The sequence below is a fragment of the Paraburkholderia sp. LEh10 genome (assembly GCF_017814945.1).
In the GTDB taxonomy this organism is placed as follows: Bacteria; Pseudomonadota; Gammaproteobacteria; order Burkholderiales; family Burkholderiaceae; genus Paraburkholderia.
On record NZ_JAGIPX010000055.1, the window covers coordinates 1 to 14991 of the forward strand.

Below are 14991 nucleotides of genomic sequence, written 5' to 3' on the forward strand. Positions count from 1 at the left end.
GGTCGTCATCACCGCAGCGAAGGAAGTGTGGATCGGCGCGGGCGGCTCGTATATCCAGATCAACGGCAGCGGTATCATCAACGCATCGCCGGGACCGATCCTGGAGAAGACGCCTTCGTGGGACAAACCGTGACGCCAAAAAAGGACATCAGCGCCTTCACGATTGTCAGCCCCGAGTATCACCTCGAAGCAACCACGAAGCTGACGCCGAAGGAGGAATTCGAGCAGGATTTGAATCTTCCCGTTGTCAAGCAGGGCGAGATCATGACTATCGAGCGGCTGGTTAAAGAATTCGGGCCTTATATCGGCTGGTCACAGAAAGTAACCGAGCAGGGAAAAGTCAAGAAAGACAGTCCGACAAAACGCAAAGAAACGACCATTGACGAAAAGACAAAAGCAACGACTACTATTGAGCACCACTATAAAGTCGTGGACAACGGGAAGCCGCAGACAGTCGCATTGAATGTGCTTGGGTCGAAACTGAACTATCCAAAAACAATTTTGCTAACAGAAGATCATTTTACTTATCTGGCGAATTCATTTGGTTGTGAAGCTGCCGCTATTAAAGCATTGATGAAGCAAGAGACGGTTGGCAAAGGACATTGGGAGGCGGAACATGGTTTTGATAAAAATGGATTGCCGCGCATTCTCTACGAGAGGCATAAATTTTACCTCTATACGATGTCCGAAGTGGCAGCGCGCAGGCGCCGTCTGATCCTGCTCTCAAAGAAGTGGCGCGGCACGACCGGGCGGCATGAATTCCCGTGCGCAAGTAGGCATGTCCTGACGCGCCGCGCCGATTATGTTCTCGCCGGTCCGCAGAGTCATGATGGCAAGTGGAAAACCCGTTGCCCCCGCCGTTCCTGCCCAGGCAGGTCACCACCTCCAGCGATGGTGCGGACTTCGACCCCGTCGGCGGGTTGTGATAGCGGTGGTTTTTTTGGGTGTGGAAGCATCACGATGGAACGCGGAATATAAACAGAGTGAGTGACTATGGATTTCTCGACAGTACACTCGACAGAGTGAATAACTGGTGAATGGTGGAGGGTTTGGCTATTCGAGAGATTCGTTTTCTCCTGGTGTACATGAGATATTTTCACAGATTGGGTTCCTTCGGAAACCGAATTTTCAGCGCCGACGCCAAAGCATATTTCTGTGCAAGTGAATTTATCTCGACCAGAGTGAGGCTGTATTTGCGAAAATGAAAAAGATTTCAAACGGTTTGATTGGTGTGTTGTGCTTGTTCCTGGCCTCCGGCGCATATTCGAAGGCGCCTGATATGGACGTCTTTCAAAAATGCATGGGCCGCACGAAGCAGGATCGTTTAACCTGCTCGACGGGATGTGGGTTGATTCTTCAACAGTGCTATGACGAAGGTGTCGCTGATATAAACGATAGAGCAAGTCGCTTGCTCTCGCAGATTAAATCGGAAAGCGGGAGCGCGTGTAAAGACCCTGCTGAGACCTATCTCTCCGACGCGATGCATATGGAAAGCGATGTTGCACAAAAGGCCAATGACATCCTGGGTTGGGCCGGAAGTGAGTTGGCACTCAGTTTCGCCAGGCAACGGCTGGATAACCTTGGATTGATCCGTCAATCATGCAAACCCTAAATATAACTTGACTGCCAGAAAAACGACCGACGACACCGGACGCTGTCATGCAGGGTAGCTTGGTGTTGTCCCGTCCGCTTCAAGGCGAGACAACTGGTTCGATTGAAACGATGCAGCTGTTGCCAGCCGGAACGGAGGTCATTGCCTGTCAAAACAGTCTGTGGACTGTGCAAGCCGCTCGAATGAGAATGCAGCGAAGGACACCCATCGTCGCGAGGCGGGCGATGCCTGTCCAGACGGTACATCGGCTCGCATTCGCACCTGCAACGGAAGTGCGCGAGACGTCACACCCGGCGTGCCGTTCCCCAATCTGTTGTTGCTAACAGCTTGTTCCGTCTTGCAGTCCCCGAACGCTTCTCCCGCCAGAGACAGCGGGCAATGCACCGACGCGACGCTTGCCGCGTGTCAATCTTTTCTGCCCACAAAGATATAAGCCCAATCCAGAGTGAATTGCGGCCAGGGATCATTTCCTTGATGCGAGCTTTGCCACAATAGGCTCCAACACTTCGCGTTGCCTTTGCGCCTTGAGCCGGTAAAGCGCATCCGTCGGATGCACATGGTCGATCAATAGCGACCGCCAGTTACGGATCGCGCCGATATACGCATATTGACGGACAAGCGCGAGCCGGTAGTGCTTCGCCATCTCGTCGACCACAGCCACATAGCGCGGAACGATGGTCTTGTTGACGGCGTAATCGACGGGGTTCGGTTCCTCGAGCACGACGATCCGTCCCGCGCGCTTCGATTCCTCGATAAAGCGCACCAGGTTCGCGCGAAAGTTCTCTGGCGACTCCTTCAAATGATTGTCCGCATCGTTGAGCGCGAAATTGACGATCACGATCCGCGCGGGCGATGTCGCCGCCCATTGCGCGTACGGCAGCGCATAGCCGTTAGTGCCTCTCTCGCGATCGACGAGCGTCGCGCCGGGCACGCCGTTGTTCTGCACAATCACGTGCGGGCCGAAGCGGGCCTGCAGCGCCGCCTGCAACAGGGCGGGCGGGTTGTTCGGCGATTGCCACGACCTGGTGAAAGCGTCGGACGTCTGGTAGCCCCACATCGTCGAATCGCCTTGCGCGTCAATGATGATCGGCCCGCCCGTCACCGGCGTCATATGCGGCGGCATACGCGGCGCGGCATGCGCGACATCCACGGCGGCATCCACGGCGATCAGCGCGATACCAGCCAGCGCCGCCGGTAGCATGCATGACCCGGCGGCGCAAGACGCTCGCGGCGTCACAAAGCGCAACACGAACTTGATGCACAATCGATGCTGAATTCGCCACATACGATCTCCATGAGGAGCCGAGATGAGAGTTTCAGATCTGGAAGGCGCGTTGCTCGATTACTGGGTCGCGCGAGCGGACAATCTGCCGAAGCCGCGCGTCGACGATGGCTTCTGCTGGATCGAAGAGCCGGCTTGCGACGGCGACCCGGCACGCGCGCTGGATGCCGCGTTCGCGCCGTCGTCGGACTGGGCGCAGTGCGGCCCCATCATCGAGCGGGCCCGCATCCATCTGGTGCCCGCCGCGGCTGGCGAGCACCTCAACTGGACGGGCTCCGTCCCGGGGGGAGCCGCCACCATCGAGCAAACAGGCGCCACGCCCCTGATCGCCGCGATGCGCGCTTTCGTTGCAAGCCATTTCGGCGACACGGTCGCGGACGAAGCGAATCCCGCTTGAGGGCTGTCCGTCATCGCTATTGCATCGTCAAAAGCACTCGAATACCACTTCGACACTCTGGGTGCCTGCGCTGCGCACGCCGTTGGTGTGAATCTCAACGGTGTGCATTTCTTTGTGCTGGTCGCGGCAGTACGCCTTTGCATACTTGACCCCCGCGTTGCGGACGCTATTCCACGACGCGAAGCTGGTACGCCCGCGGCTCGTGATCGAGAGGTAACCGTTCTGCTTCCTGTCAACGCCCGATACCGCAGTGCACGCGGCAAGCACGCCAATCCCGGCAAGCAGAATGCACTTCTTCATATTCCTCCCTTGGTTCGCGCATTGTGGCGGGCAGCGCCCGCATCAGGCAACTGAAAAAAATCTGGCGCGAGTGTGCTGGACATGATCGCCATGCGGCGACATCGCAACCAATCACATTATGCTTTCATTGTCGGGTGGGGTGCGCAAGATCCACCCTCGGCGGCGCGCGTGCGTGCGGGTAAGCCGCCGGTGGTCCCCAATATGGTCGAGAAAGCAGACGACAAAGCGCACAAGGCAAACGACAAGGCAAACGACAAATCATACCGACGAGCCCGTCACCGGCGACACGCGCAACCGTGTCGATTGATGCCCGCAAACAGATGGTCTTCGACGTCATGTCTGAGTAGCATGACAGCGAGCGCGTGCCGCTCGCACACGAACAACTCAGGAGACACCCATGCTTCCCGCCGCTGATACCTACGACGGCCTGACTGCCGCATTCGAGTGGCGCATTCCGGCGCAATACAACATCGGCATCGATGCGTGCGACCGATGGGCGGACGGCAGCGGCCGTCTCGCGTTGATCTGCGAGACGCACGACGGGCAGGTGACGCGCCACACCTTCGACGAACTCAAGTCGCTGTCCGACCGCTTCGCCAATGCGCTGCGGCAAAGCGGCGTGAAGAAGGGCGATCGCGTCGGCATTTTTCTCGCGCAGTCGCTGGAGACGGCGCTCGCACATCTCGCCGTCTACAAGTGCGGCGCGATCGCGGTGCCGCTGTTCGCGCTGTTCGGCCCCGACGCGCTCCAATACCGCCTGTCCGACAGCGGCGCCGTCGCGCTCGTCACAGACCTTGGCGGCGCGCAGAAGATGGCATCCGTGCGCGCGGCCTTGCCTGAATTGCGCACGATATTCTGCGTCGATACCGACCGTGCCGATCCCGCGTTGCAGGTCGAATCGTTCTGGTCCGCGCTCAACCAGGCGTCGCCCGTCTTCGACCCGCAGCCGACTTGCGCCGACGACCCCGCCGTCATCATCTACACGTCCGGCACGACGGGCAAGCCGAAAGGCGCGCTGCACGCGCATCGTGTTCTGTTGGGCCATTTGCCCGGCGTGGAGATGCCGCAGGCGTTCTTCCCGGCCGCTGCGGCGCTGATGTGGACGCCCGCCGACTGGGCGTGGATCGGCGGCCTGTTCGACGTGCTGCTGCCCGCATGGCATCACGGTGTGGCCGTGCTTGCGCGGCGCTTCGAGAAGTTCGACGGCGAGGCGGCGTTCGATCTGATGCAGCGCTACGCGGTCACGCATGCGTTCCTGCCGCCGACGGCGCTGAAGATGATGCGCGCCGTCGAGCATCCCGAACGCTGGCAGCTTTCGCTGCGTGCCGTTGCGAGCGGCGGCGAATCGCTCGGCGCGGAACTGATCGACTGGGGGCGGCGCGCGCTCGGCGTGACGATCAACGAGTTCTACGGGCAGACTGAGTGCAATGTCGTCGTGTCGTCATGCGCGACGCTGTTCGAGCCGCGCCCCGGCTCGATCGGCAAGGTGGTGCCGGGCCATCGCGTGGCGATCGTCGATGATGCAGGCCACACGGTCCCGCGCGGCGAGCCTGGCAACATCGCGATTCATGCACCCGATCCCGTGATGTTCCTCGGCTATTGGCGCAACGAGCAGGCCACGCGCGACAAGTTTCGCGGCGACTGGCTGCTGACGGGCGACATGGGCCTGATGGACGCGGAGGGTTTCATCCGCTTCGTCGGCCGCGACGACGACGTGATCACGAGCGCCGGCTATCGCATCGGCCCCGCGCCGATCGAAGACTGCCTGCTGCGTCATCCCGCCGTGCGCATGGCGGCCGTCGTCGGCGCGCCCGACGCGCAGCGCACGGAGATCGTCACCGCGTTCGTCGTGCTGAACGCCGGCTACGAGGCGAGCGACGCGCTCGTGCGGACGCTGCAAGAGCATGTGAAGACCCATCTCGCCGCGCACGAGTATCCGCGCGCGATTCAGTTTGTCGACGCGTTGCCGATGACGGCGACGGGCAAGGTCATCCGGCGCGAGCTGCGCCAGCGCGTGTCGCCGCCCGATGCCTGAGCAGGGCATGCGGGGCGCCCCGGCGGCTTCGGGCTGCCCTCAGGCCCACTCGCGCGGCGCCTCGTCTGCCGCCGACAATGCGAGACCCGCGACAGGCAGCGGCAACGCTGTCTTGTAGCGCACCTGCTTGAGCGCGAAACTCGACCGGATGTTCGACACGCCGGGAATCTTCGTGAGCCACTGCACGATGAAGCGTTCGAGGCTCTGCATGTCGGGCACGACGACGCGCAACAGATAATCGGCGTCGCCCGTCATCAGATAGCACTCCATCACCTCGGGGCGTTCGCCCACTTCCTGCTCGAAGCGGCGCAGCGCGTCTTCGACCTGCTTTTCGAGGCTCACCTGAATGAACACGTTGATGCGCAGACCGAGCGCCTCGGCGTCGAGCAGCGTGACCTGCTGGCGGAACAGGCCGAGCTTTTCGAGCGCCCGCACGCGGTTGAAGCAGGGCGTCGGCGAAAGATTGACGGCGCGCGCCAGTTCCGCATTGGTGATCCGCGCGTTTTGCTGCAGCTGCTGAAGAATCGCGATGTCGATACGGTCCAGGCGTCTCGGCGCCGGCCGGGCTACGGAGGTCATAGTGCAAATATTCCATTTATGGTCGCGTTACGGGAATAAATACACTATCCGCAGCCGTCGACGCAAGCAAAAGAGACGCACATTTTGCGGCTGCATGGGTAAGCTGATTGAACGTTTTCGAGTCGTCTTTCCCGTACGTTTTCCAGCCGGAGTTGCGCCATGACGGATTTATCGAGCGGTGCTCAACCAGTTCTTGCCCTTACTCAAGCCCCCGTCGACAGCGACCCGCAGGAGACGGCCGAGTGGCTCGCCGCGCTGGATGGCGTCGTCCAGCATGTCGGCATCGAGCGGGCGCAGTATCTGTTCGACCGGCTGGCCGCGCATGCGCTGGGCAACGGCGTCGCGACGGCGCGCGCGAACGTTACGCCGTACGCGAATACGATCCGCGTCGATCAGCAGCCGCCTTATCCCGGCGACCTCGACACCGAAGAGAAGCTCGCGGCCGCATTGCGCTGGAACGCGCTCGCGATGGTGGTGCGCGCCAACCGCGCGTATGGCGAACTGGGCGGCCATATTGCGAGCTATGCGTCGGCGGCCGATCTGTTCGAGGTCGGCTTCAATCATTTCTTCCGTGGCGCAAACGATGCTCGTGGCGCCGACCTCGTCTACTTCCAGCCGCATTCGTCGCCCGGCGTCTATGCGCGCGCGTTCCTCGAGGGCTTTCTCGACGAGACGCATCTCGAGCACTACCGGCGCGAGATCGCGGGGCCGGGCCTCTGTTCATATCCGCATCCGTGGCTGATGCCGGACTTCTGGCAGTTCCCCACGGGCTCGATGGGGATCGGGCCCATCAACGCGATCTACCAGGCGCGCTTCATGCGCTATCTGCAAAACCGCGGTCTGCTCACCACGGAAGGCCGCAAGGTGTGGGGCTTTTTCGGCGACGGCGAAATGGACGAGCCCGAGTCGATCGGCGCGTTGTCGCTGGCGGCGCGCGAAGGGCTCGACAATCTGGTGTTCGTGATCAACTGCAACCTGCAGCGGCTCGATGGTCCCGTGCGCAGCAACGGCCGCATCATCGACGAGCTCGAAGCGCAGTTCACGGGCGCGGGCTGGAACGTCATCAAGGTGCTGTGGGGCTCGGACTGGGATGCGCTGTTCGCGCGCGACCGCACGGGCGCGTTGCTGCGCGCGTTCGCGCATACCGTGGACGGCCAGTTCCAGACCTTCTCGGCCAACGACGGCGCGTACAACCGCGAGCGCTTCTTTGGGCAGAACCCCGAGCTTGCCGCGCTCGCCGCGCATCTGAGCAACGACGACATCGACCGCTTGCGGCGCGGCGGCCATGATGTGCGCAAGCTGCACGCCGCCTACGACCGCGCGTTGAAGCACAGCGGCCAGCCGACCGTGATTCTCGCGAAGACGATGAAGGGCTTCGGCATGGGCTCGATCGGCCAGGGTCGCATGACGACGCATCAGCAGAAAAAGCTCGACGTCGAACAGCTGAAGGCGTTTCGCGACCGCTTCCGCCTGCCGTTGTCCGATGAGGACGTCGAGCAGCTCAAGTTCTACAAGCCAGCGCAAACGAGCCCCGAGATGCAGTATCTGCATGCGCGCCGGGCAGCGCTCGGAGGCTATCTGCCCAGAAGGCGGAGAGCCGCATCGCAGACGCCGACCGTGCCTGCGATGCCTTCCTGGGGGCAGTTCGCGCTGGAGGCGAACGGCAAGGAGATGTCGACGACGATGGCCGTCGTGCGCATGCTCGGCAGCCTGTTGAAGGATGCGTCGCTCGGGCCGCGCGTCGTGCCCGTCGTCGCGGACGAGGCGCGCACGTTCGGGATGGCGAACCTGTTTCGCCAGGTCGGCATCTACTCGCCGCTCGGCCAGTTGTACGAGCCCGAAGACATGGGCTCGATGCTCTACTACCGCGAAGACACGGGCGGCCAGATTCTCGAAGAGGGCATCTCGGAGGCGGGCGCGGTGTCGTCGTGGATCGCGGCGGCCACGTCGTATAGCGTGCACGATCTGCCGATGCTGCCGTTCTACATCTACTACTCGATGTTCGGCTTCCAGCGTATCGGCGACCTGATCTGGGCCGCCGCCGACCAGCGCGCCCGCGGCTTCCTGATCGGCGCGACGGCGGGCAAGACCACGCTCGGCGGCGAAGGCCTGCAGCATCAGGACGGCACGAGCCATCTCGCGGCATCGACGGTGCCGAACTGCCGCGCATACGATCCCGCGTTTGCGTACGAGCTCGCGTTGATCGTCGACGAAGGGATGCGCGAGATGATCGAGCGTCAGCGCGACGTGTTCTATTACCTGACCGTGACAAACGAGAACTACGCGCAGCCCTCACGCCCGATTGCGCCCACGGCGCCCATCGACACCGTGCGAGAAGGTGTGCTGAAGGGCATCTATCCGCTCGATCCCGGATCGCTCGAAACGGCGCAGGTGCAGTTGCTCGGCTCGGGCGCGATTCTCGGCGAGGTGCAGGCGGCCGCGCGCATGCTGAAGGATGACTGGAACATTGCGGCGTCGGTGTGGAGCGTGACGAGCTTCACCGAACTGCATCGTGACGGCGTTGCGTCGGAACGTGCGGAGCGCCTGCTTGCGGACGAGGACAGCGCCGCGCCTTATGTCACGACGGCGCTCGCCGCATCGCGCGGCCCCGTGATCGCCGCGACCGACTACGTGCGCGCCGTGCCGGAGCTGATTCGCGCGTACGTGCCGCGCCGCTACGTGACGCTCGGCACCGATGGCTTCGGGCGCAGCGATACGCGCGCGGCATTGCGGGCTTTCTTCGAAGTGGACCGCGCGTCGATTGCAATTACTGCGTTGAAAGCGCTGGCCGACGAAGGCGCGATTGCGCGCGGTATCGTCAGGCAGGCGCTCGAACGGTATGGCCGGCTCGCCGCCGACGCAAGCGCGCCGTGGGAAAAGTGACGGCGTACGCTATGGCTGCGGAACGAGGAGGTTGGCGTCGCGCGCGAGCAGCCAGCGGCCGTCGATTTCCTTGCGCAGGATCGTCAGCGTGTTGCCGGCGCGGCGCATCGGCGCCAAGCCGTCTTTCGGCGTGATCGTGACTTCGAGGTGCGAGCGCAGAAAGGCCCAGTCGCCCAGCACCTGAAGTTCGAGAATCTCGCTTTTGCCGTCGATGTCCACGTTCTTCTGTTCTTCGGACATCGCCATGAACGCCGTCTTGCCGAACGGCTTCTGGCCCGCCACCATGAAGACGGCGTCGTCCGTCATCAGGCTCAGCACGGTGTCGGTGTCGCCCGCCTTGCTCGCGGCGAGCCAGGTGTCGATCAGTTGCCGGATCGCGCGTTCGTCGTCGGTCATGATGCGGCCCTCGATGGTCGGTAGCTGAACCATCGATTGTAGACGCCGCCTCGCGTTTCACCTCGCGGTGACGATCACGCCGACGCTCGCGCTGACCACGAACAGCGTGCCCGCGAGTTGCAAGGCCGTCATCGGCTGATGCAGCACGACGAAGCCCGCGAGCGCGCCGATCGCCGGTTCGAGGCTCATCAGAATGCCGAACGACGAAGCGGGCAGGTGGCGCAGCGCGATCATTTCCAGCGCGTAGGGCAGCAGCGGCACGAGCACCGCGAGCCCGGCCGTCGCGGCCAGTTGCATCGGCGCGATATGCAATCCCTGCTCGATCAGCCCGAAAGGCGTTGCGGCGAATGCCGCCGCGATCAGCGACACCGACAGCCCTTCGAGCCCGTCGAAGAGAGCACCCGTTTTCTTCATCAGCACGATGTAGCTGCCCCAGCCGCACGCCGCGCCCGCCGCGAGCAGCATGCCGACGGGCTCGCCGACCCAGCCCGCGCGGTTATGCGCGAGCAGCAGCACGCCCGCTACCGCGAACAGCGGCCAAACTGACGCACGCCAGCGGCGCACGCCGAACGTCGCGACGGTGAGCGGGCCCAGAAAGTCGATGGCGACGGCAAGCCCCAGCGGGATGCGTTCGATAGCCGAAAAGAAGCACAACGTCATGCCCGCCATCGCGACGCCGAGCACGCCCGCAGCGAGCCAATGCGCGCGCGAATAGCTGCGCAGCTTCGGGCGCACGACGAGCGCGAGAATCGCGGCCGCCCACGCGAGCCGCAGCCAGGTCGTGCTGAACGCGCCGAACGCGTCCATCGTCGGCGCGGACAGGGCCGCGCCGAATTGCACGCAGCACATCGAGGCGACGCCGAGCAGCGCGGCCATGCCGGCACGGTGCCTTCGTACGGCGGACCTGGGCGCGGCGGGCGAGGGCGTCGGAGCAGCGGCGAACGACGCGCGTTCGGCGAGCGAAGAGTCTTTCATGGGGTTGTTCAGGCGGCGCGCAGAAGGCGTCGAGGGCGAAAAAGCCCATCATATCGATGAACCGGGCGTTAAGATAAGCTGATATTGCTTATGCCGCCATCAAGGATCTTAATAGTGCGCGACTTCGACAGCAGTCTTCTGAGAGCCTTCGTGACGGTCGCGGAAACCGGCGCGGTCAGCGCAGCGGCCACGCGTCTCGCGCGCACCCAGGCGGCCGTCAGCATGCAGTTGCGCCGCCTCGAGGACGACATCGGGCAGCGTCTGCTGGAGCGCTCGCCGCGCGGCGTGCGATTGACGGAGGCGGGCCATCGGCTGCTGCCGTATGCGCACGCGATTCTCGGCGCAGGCGAAGACGCGCGCCGTGCACTCGAAGTCGGCGACGTCGCGGGCACCGTGCGGCTGGGCATGCTCGAAGACGTCGCAGTCGGCCGCTTGCCGCGCGCGCTGCGGCGGTTCTCGACGGCGCATCCGCAGGTCGCGCTGGAGATTGTCGTCGACGCGAGCGCGGCGCTGTCGCAGCGTCTTGCCGACGGCGCGCTCGACGTGCTGGTCGGCGATCCCGCGATGGTCGATGCGACGCCGCTCGCCACGTGGACGCAGCCGCTTTTCTGGGTCGGCGCGCGCGGTTATCTGGCCGAGCGCGATGCACCGTTGCCGCTCGTCGCGTTCGGCGGCACGTGTCTGTGGCAGCAGCAGGTGATGACAGTGCTGCGGCGCGCGGGCATCGCATGGCGCGTGGTGTGCACGAGCACGAGCTTGCCCGCCGTGCAGTCGGCCGTGGAGGCGGGGCTCGGCGTATCGGTGCTGCTCGAAGGCAATATCCGCCACGACACGATGCGCGTGCTCGGCGCCGCCGATGGACTGCCCGAGCCGCCCGCCGCCGATCTCGGCCTTTTCGCGCGCGATACGGCGGGCACGCAGGAAGCGGCCGTCAATGCACTGCAAACTTTTCTATGTGAAGAACTGGATCTCGGCTTCATCGAGCGTTCGTCGCGTGCGCCGCGCCGCTGACGGATCGCGCCGTCGCATGCCGTTTCGCGAACGCGCGTGATAACCTCGCTTCGACTGGTCGCGCAGCAATGCATCCTGGTGCAGCGCGAGCGGGATGATTCATGCGCGCTGCATATAAATGTCCGGTGCGCGAAGATGTTGCGGGTGCAACGAGCGGCCATCAAACCACACTCATTCACGGAGCTTACTTGCCCACGACTCCCACGTCGCGTCGGCAGCCCAAGCAGGCGCGTGCCGAATTCGCGCTCGACAGCATCCTCGAAGCGGCCGCGCGCACGCTCGAATCCCACGGCAAGGCGGGCCTCACGACGCAGCGCGTCGCCGATACGGCGGGCTTCAGCATCGGCGCGATCTACCAGTACTTTCCGAACAAGGAAGGGTTGATCGAGGCGCTCGCGCGGCGCGAACTGGAACGGCTCACGACGATGATGCAGGAGGCGCTCGTTCACCCGGCGCCGTTCGGCACCGGGCTCAACGCGCGCCGCATGATCCGCACGACGGCGGCGTTCATTGGCGACCGTCCGCGGCTATACGGCATCTTGCGCACCGAATGGAGCGACGCGCCGCCCGACACGCCGATAGGCCAGGGCATGCGGCACTACTTCGACATGATTTCGGCGGCGATGAGCCGGGAGAACCCCGTGCTCGGCGGCCGCATTGCCGCCGACGAAGCGCGCTTCGTGCTGTTTCGCGCAATCTCGGGCGTGCTGCTCGCGACCGCGCAGGAGCGTCCGCATTACTTCGGCACCCAGGCGTTCGAAGACGAAATGGTGCGGCTGATACTCGGCTTTTTGGGCTACGACCTCGCGCCCGACATTCCACGGCTCGATTGAACCGGCGACAGTTTTACAAGCGCGTGAAAGTTGTGAGGATTCCTCGTATATGCAACGCCGACGCAACGATGGCTTGCCGGGATTTTTCGCGTGATGTCATATTGTGCGTCCGAGGGCCAGAGCGCGTTGGATGTCTCCGACACGTGACGGCCCGTTTCAGTGCATATCAATTCGACACTGCCGCGACGGCCTGATTCGCCGATCCGCGCGGACGGTGCGATCGGGGAAAGATATGAACCATCACCAGCTCGAGTCGGATATCGAGCATCTAGAGCTTGTCCTGGCGCGGATTTCCGATGCGGACCCCATTCCGCTTTCCTATTGGCGCAAGCGTGTGGATGACGTCACGGCGGCTGCGCGCATTCCCGCGCAAAAGACGCGGGCGATGAGGCTTAATGACGCGTTGAGCGTACTGGAGTCTCGCGCGTCGGGGTAGGGCGAGCGGCACGGTGGCCGTGCGCCCTGTCTGAACGATGCCTCACCGCCTGATGACGCCCATCAACAGCGTCACCAGGAAGATCACGATAAAGATAAAGAAGAGCACCTTCGCTATCTCAGCCGCGCCGGCGGCGATGCCGCCAAAGCCGAATACGGCCGCGATGATCGCGATCACGAAGAAGATGGCAGCGTATCGAAGCATGAGAGCCTCCTTGAATGGTTGCTGGACGGATCGATATGGCGATCGACCCGCATGCTGGAACAGTATCGGCAGAAACCGCCGTCGCCGTCACGGTGGAGCAACGGGCGTGCCCATCGGGTCGGCGGCGCCCAGGCGTTGTTGCCACGAACAACAATTGACGGTCCCATTTTGCGGGATTACCAGACGTTCGTTTTTAGCTCCGGCCCCGCGAATCGAAAGAAAATCGCCGAAAACGTTTGCCGCTGATATTTTAAACAGCAACGCGGCCGCGCATTCTTGAATTGTTAGATCGCGATTTGACCGCCGCGGATTAATGTTCCGCATATTCTCATTCGTGTCTGCCGTCTGAAACGTTTGCGGCGATGAAACCCACACGTACGTCGCGCAAGCGCCTTTTCGCCGTGCATCCGCCGATTGCCGGAACGCTGTAAGCAGCCGAAATCATTCGCAAAAATCCGTGAAATGCGCGCTAGAATGCGCGTCGTTTCAGGCACATTCGTCCTGACGCACGAGCGCGCGGCATCGAAAGGCACGAAGAGGATCGAGCAGGACAGGCAGCCAGTGCAGTGGCCGATCGCCGTCGGATGGGCGCTTGTACGGGAATGCGCACATTGATTTCGTCGTACAAATCGGCTTGGATATATGGGGGTGCGATGGTTAATCCGCACGGCGTGGCCCGCGCGGCCAAAGTTTAAATAGAAGACCGGATTATGAGAACGAGGATTCTGTCGATTTTCGGCACGCGGCCAGAAGCCATCAAAATGGCACCGCTTGTCAAACAGCTGGAGCGCGATCCCGATATCGATTCCGTCGTGTGCGTCACGGGGCAGCATCAGCAGATGCTCGATCAGGTGCTCGGTCTGTTCGGCATCGAACCGCATCACAATCTCGCGCTGATGACGGGCAACCAGACGCTCAACGAGCTGGCCGCGCGCATCATCGCGGCGCTCGACGACGTGCTGGCCGCCGTCAAGCCGGACCGCGTGCTGGTCCATGGCGACACGACGACGGCCTCGGCGTCGGCGCTGGCCGCGTTCCATCGGCGCATTCCTGTTGGCCATGTCGAAGCGGGCCTGCGCACAGGCAATCTGATGCAGCCCTGGCCCGAAGAGATGAACCGCCGCGTCGTCGACGTAATGAGCGACCTGATGTTCGCGCCCACCGCAAGCTCGAAGGCGAATCTCGCGCGCGAGGCGCTGCATGGCCGGATCGTCGTGACAGGCAACACCGTGATCGACGCGCTGAACCTCACCACGGCGCGTATCGACGGTGACCTCGCTTTGCGCGCCCAGCTCGACGCGCGCCTGCCGCATCTCGACGACGCGCTGCCCCTGCTGCTCGTCACCGGGCATCGCCGCGAGAGCTTCGGCGAGGGCTTCGCGAACATCTGCGCGGCGCTCGCCGAACTGGCCGCCACGGATGCCGCGCAGATCGTCTATCCCGTTCACCTGAATCCGAATGTGCGCGGCCCCGTGAAGCACTCGCTGCGCGATGCGCGCAACGTTCACCTGATCGAGCCGCTCGATTACCTCGGCTTCGTGCGCCTGATGCAACGCGCATCGATCATCCTCACCGACTCGGGCGGCGTGCAGGAAGAAGCGCCCGCGCTCGGCAAGCCCGTGCTCGTGATGCGCGACGTGACCGAGCGGCCGGAAGCGGTGGCGGCGGGCACGGTGCGCCTCGTCGGCACGCAGCGCGCGGCGATCGTGCAGGCGGTGACGGCGTTGCTCGCAGACGCGCACGAGCGCAGCGCCTTCGCGCGCCGCATCAACCCGTATGGCGACGGCCATGCATCGGCGCGTATCGTCGCGGCGCTAACCGGGCGTCCGTTCGATGAATTCGCAAGCGATGACGGCGCCGAGAATATCGGGGTACAGCATGCTGCGCCCGCGCGAGCCGTGCACTAGCGCAGGCGCGGTGAAAGCGGATGCAAGCCTGTTTCAGGCGTCTTCCGCGCGCCGGGCCGTGCAGCGGGATTCAGCGCACAGCGCGCCGCGCCGATATCACGGATGAGACCGGTCGCGTGATCTCGCAGACCGTGACGGCCC

15 protein-coding genes and 1 pseudogene are annotated in these 14991 nt (G+C 63.4%); 10 read left to right on the top strand and 6 right to left on the bottom strand.

Translation table 11 applies throughout. The features are described 5' to 3' along the window. The 3 genes and pseudogenes from J8I87_RS32780 to J8I87_RS32790 all read left to right on the top strand — a co-directional run. Positions 1-130 (top strand): annotated as a pseudogene (locus J8I87_RS32780) (DUF2345 domain-containing protein); the annotation flags it as partial. After that, a complete protein-coding gene (locus J8I87_RS45815; RefSeq protein WP_313067267.1) occupies positions 118-978 on the top strand; it encodes an N-acetylmuramidase domain-containing protein in 861 nt (286 codons plus the stop codon). The pseudogene J8I87_RS32780 and the gene J8I87_RS45815, both read left to right, overlap by 13 nt. A 223-nt stretch (positions 979-1201) precedes the next feature. Beyond that, complete coding sequence (locus tag J8I87_RS32790) at positions 1202-1612, top strand: hypothetical protein (protein ID WP_209936366.1); 411 nt, start codon at positions 1202-1204, stop codon at positions 1610-1612. Between the two features lie 463 nt (positions 1613-2075). Here the strand turns inward: J8I87_RS32790 and J8I87_RS32795 are convergent, their stop codons facing one another. Beyond that, positions 2076-2897, bottom strand: coding sequence for an SGNH/GDSL hydrolase family protein (locus J8I87_RS32795; RefSeq protein ID WP_245254335.1), 822 nt, complete (start codon positions 2895-2897; stop codon positions 2076-2078). 22 nt (positions 2898-2919) lie between these two features. On the opposite strand from J8I87_RS32795, the gene J8I87_RS32800 reads away from it, so the two are divergent. Next, entirely contained in the window at positions 2920-3291 is a 372-nt protein-coding gene (locus J8I87_RS32800) for a DUF2591 domain-containing protein (RefSeq protein WP_209936367.1), read from the top strand. A gap of 27 nt (positions 3292-3318) precedes the next feature. Here the strand turns inward: J8I87_RS32800 and J8I87_RS32805 are convergent, their stop codons facing one another. Beyond that, positions 3319-3591, bottom strand: coding sequence for a hypothetical protein (locus J8I87_RS32805; protein WP_209936368.1), 273 nt, complete (start codon positions 3589-3591; stop codon positions 3319-3321). A 397-nt stretch (positions 3592-3988) separates the two neighbouring features. Here J8I87_RS32805 and J8I87_RS32810 point away from each other — a divergent pair, with 397 nt between their 5' ends. Next, positions 3989-5626, top strand: coding sequence for an acyl-CoA synthetase (locus J8I87_RS32810; protein WP_209936370.1), 1638 nt, complete (start codon positions 3989-3991; stop codon positions 5624-5626). 39 nt (positions 5627-5665) lie between these two features. On the opposite strand, the gene J8I87_RS32815 is transcribed toward J8I87_RS32810, so the two are convergent. Next, a complete protein-coding gene (locus tag J8I87_RS32815) occupies positions 5666-6205 on the bottom strand; it encodes an Lrp/AsnC family transcriptional regulator (protein ID WP_209936371.1) in 540 nt (179 codons plus the stop codon). 159 nt (positions 6206-6364) lie between these two features. On the opposite strand from J8I87_RS32815, the gene mdeB reads away from it, so the two are divergent. Beyond that, on the top strand, positions 6365-9088 hold the full coding sequence (gene mdeB, locus J8I87_RS32820) for an alpha-ketoglutarate dehydrogenase (protein WP_209936372.1): 2724 nt from the start codon (positions 6365-6367) through the stop codon (positions 9086-9088). A gap of 9 nt (positions 9089-9097) precedes the next feature. On the opposite strand, the gene J8I87_RS32825 is transcribed toward mdeB, so the two are convergent. Together J8I87_RS32825 and J8I87_RS32830 are read right to left on the bottom strand one after the other, a co-directional pair. After that, a complete protein-coding gene (locus J8I87_RS32825; RefSeq protein WP_209936373.1) occupies positions 9098-9484 on the bottom strand; it encodes an SgcJ/EcaC family oxidoreductase in 387 nt (128 codons plus the stop codon). A 57-nt stretch (positions 9485-9541) separates the two neighbouring features. Continuing rightward, entirely contained in the window at positions 9542-10459 is a 918-nt protein-coding gene (locus J8I87_RS32830) for an EamA family transporter (RefSeq protein WP_209936374.1), read from the bottom strand. A gap of 90 nt (positions 10460-10549) precedes the next feature. On the opposite strand from J8I87_RS32830, the gene J8I87_RS32835 reads away from it, so the two are divergent. The 3 genes from J8I87_RS32835 to J8I87_RS32845 all read left to right on the top strand — a co-directional run bounded on the left by J8I87_RS32835 (position 10550) and on the right by J8I87_RS32845 (position 12739). Then, on the top strand, positions 10550-11470 hold the full coding sequence (locus J8I87_RS32835) for a LysR substrate-binding domain-containing protein (RefSeq protein ID WP_209936376.1): 921 nt from the start codon (positions 10550-10552) through the stop codon (positions 11468-11470). A 188-nt stretch (positions 11471-11658) separates the two neighbouring features. Then, positions 11659-12303 carry a TetR/AcrR family transcriptional regulator gene (locus tag J8I87_RS32840; RefSeq protein ID WP_209936377.1) on the top strand — a complete coding sequence of 215 codons (645 nt, stop codon included), beginning with the start codon at positions 11659-11661 and terminating at the stop codon, positions 12301-12303. Between the two features lie 232 nt (positions 12304-12535). Beyond that, a complete protein-coding gene (locus tag J8I87_RS32845; protein ID WP_209936378.1) occupies positions 12536-12739 on the top strand; it encodes a hypothetical protein in 204 nt (67 codons plus the stop codon). 42 nt (positions 12740-12781) lie between these two features. Here J8I87_RS32845 and J8I87_RS32850 read toward each other — a convergent pair whose 3' ends face one another. Continuing rightward, a complete protein-coding gene (locus J8I87_RS32850; protein ID WP_028368672.1) occupies positions 12782-12943 on the bottom strand; it encodes a DUF1328 domain-containing protein in 162 nt (53 codons plus the stop codon). Between the two features lie 710 nt (positions 12944-13653). Here J8I87_RS32850 and wecB point away from each other — a divergent pair. Beyond that, positions 13654-14850, top strand: coding sequence for a non-hydrolyzing UDP-N-acetylglucosamine 2-epimerase (wecB, locus tag J8I87_RS32855; protein ID WP_209936379.1), 1197 nt, complete (start codon positions 13654-13656; stop codon positions 14848-14850). Positions 14851-14991 lie beyond the last annotated feature (141 nt).

What these genes read in the sequence shown, in the direction of transcription:
- J8I87_RS32790 (WP_209936366.1), top strand. Translation starts at nt 1,202, where the DNA reads ATGAAAAAGATTTCAAACGGTTTGATTGGTGTGTTGTGCTTGTTCCTG.
- J8I87_RS32795 (WP_245254335.1), bottom strand. Translation starts at nt 2,897, where the DNA reads ATGTGGCGAATTCAGCATCGATTGTGCATCAAGTTCGTGTTGCGCTTT.
- J8I87_RS32800 (WP_209936367.1), top strand. Translation starts at nt 2,920, where the DNA reads ATGAGAGTTTCAGATCTGGAAGGCGCGTTGCTCGATTACTGGGTCGCG.
- J8I87_RS32805 (WP_209936368.1), bottom strand. Translation starts at nt 3,591, where the DNA reads ATGAAGAAGTGCATTCTGCTTGCCGGGATTGGCGTGCTTGCCGCGTGC.
- J8I87_RS32810 (WP_209936370.1), top strand. Translation starts at nt 3,989, where the DNA reads ATGCTTCCCGCCGCTGATACCTACGACGGCCTGACTGCCGCATTCGAG.
- J8I87_RS32815 (WP_209936371.1), bottom strand. Translation starts at nt 6,205, where the DNA reads ATGACCTCCGTAGCCCGGCCGGCGCCGAGACGCCTGGACCGTATCGAC.
- mdeB (WP_209936372.1), top strand. Translation starts at nt 6,365, where the DNA reads ATGACGGATTTATCGAGCGGTGCTCAACCAGTTCTTGCCCTTACTCAA.
- J8I87_RS32825 (WP_209936373.1), bottom strand. Translation starts at nt 9,484, where the DNA reads ATGACCGACGACGAACGCGCGATCCGGCAACTGATCGACACCTGGCTC.
- J8I87_RS32830 (WP_209936374.1), bottom strand. Translation starts at nt 10,459, where the DNA reads ATGAAAGACTCTTCGCTCGCCGAACGCGCGTCGTTCGCCGCTGCTCCG.
- J8I87_RS32835 (WP_209936376.1), top strand. Translation starts at nt 10,550, where the DNA reads ATGCCGCCATCAAGGATCTTAATAGTGCGCGACTTCGACAGCAGTCTT.
- J8I87_RS32845 (WP_209936378.1), top strand. Translation starts at nt 12,536, where the DNA reads ATGAACCATCACCAGCTCGAGTCGGATATCGAGCATCTAGAGCTTGTC.
- J8I87_RS32850 (WP_028368672.1), bottom strand. Translation starts at nt 12,943, where the DNA reads ATGCTTCGATACGCTGCCATCTTCTTCGTGATCGCGATCATCGCGGCC.
- wecB (WP_209936379.1), top strand. Translation starts at nt 13,654, where the DNA reads ATGAGAACGAGGATTCTGTCGATTTTCGGCACGCGGCCAGAAGCCATC.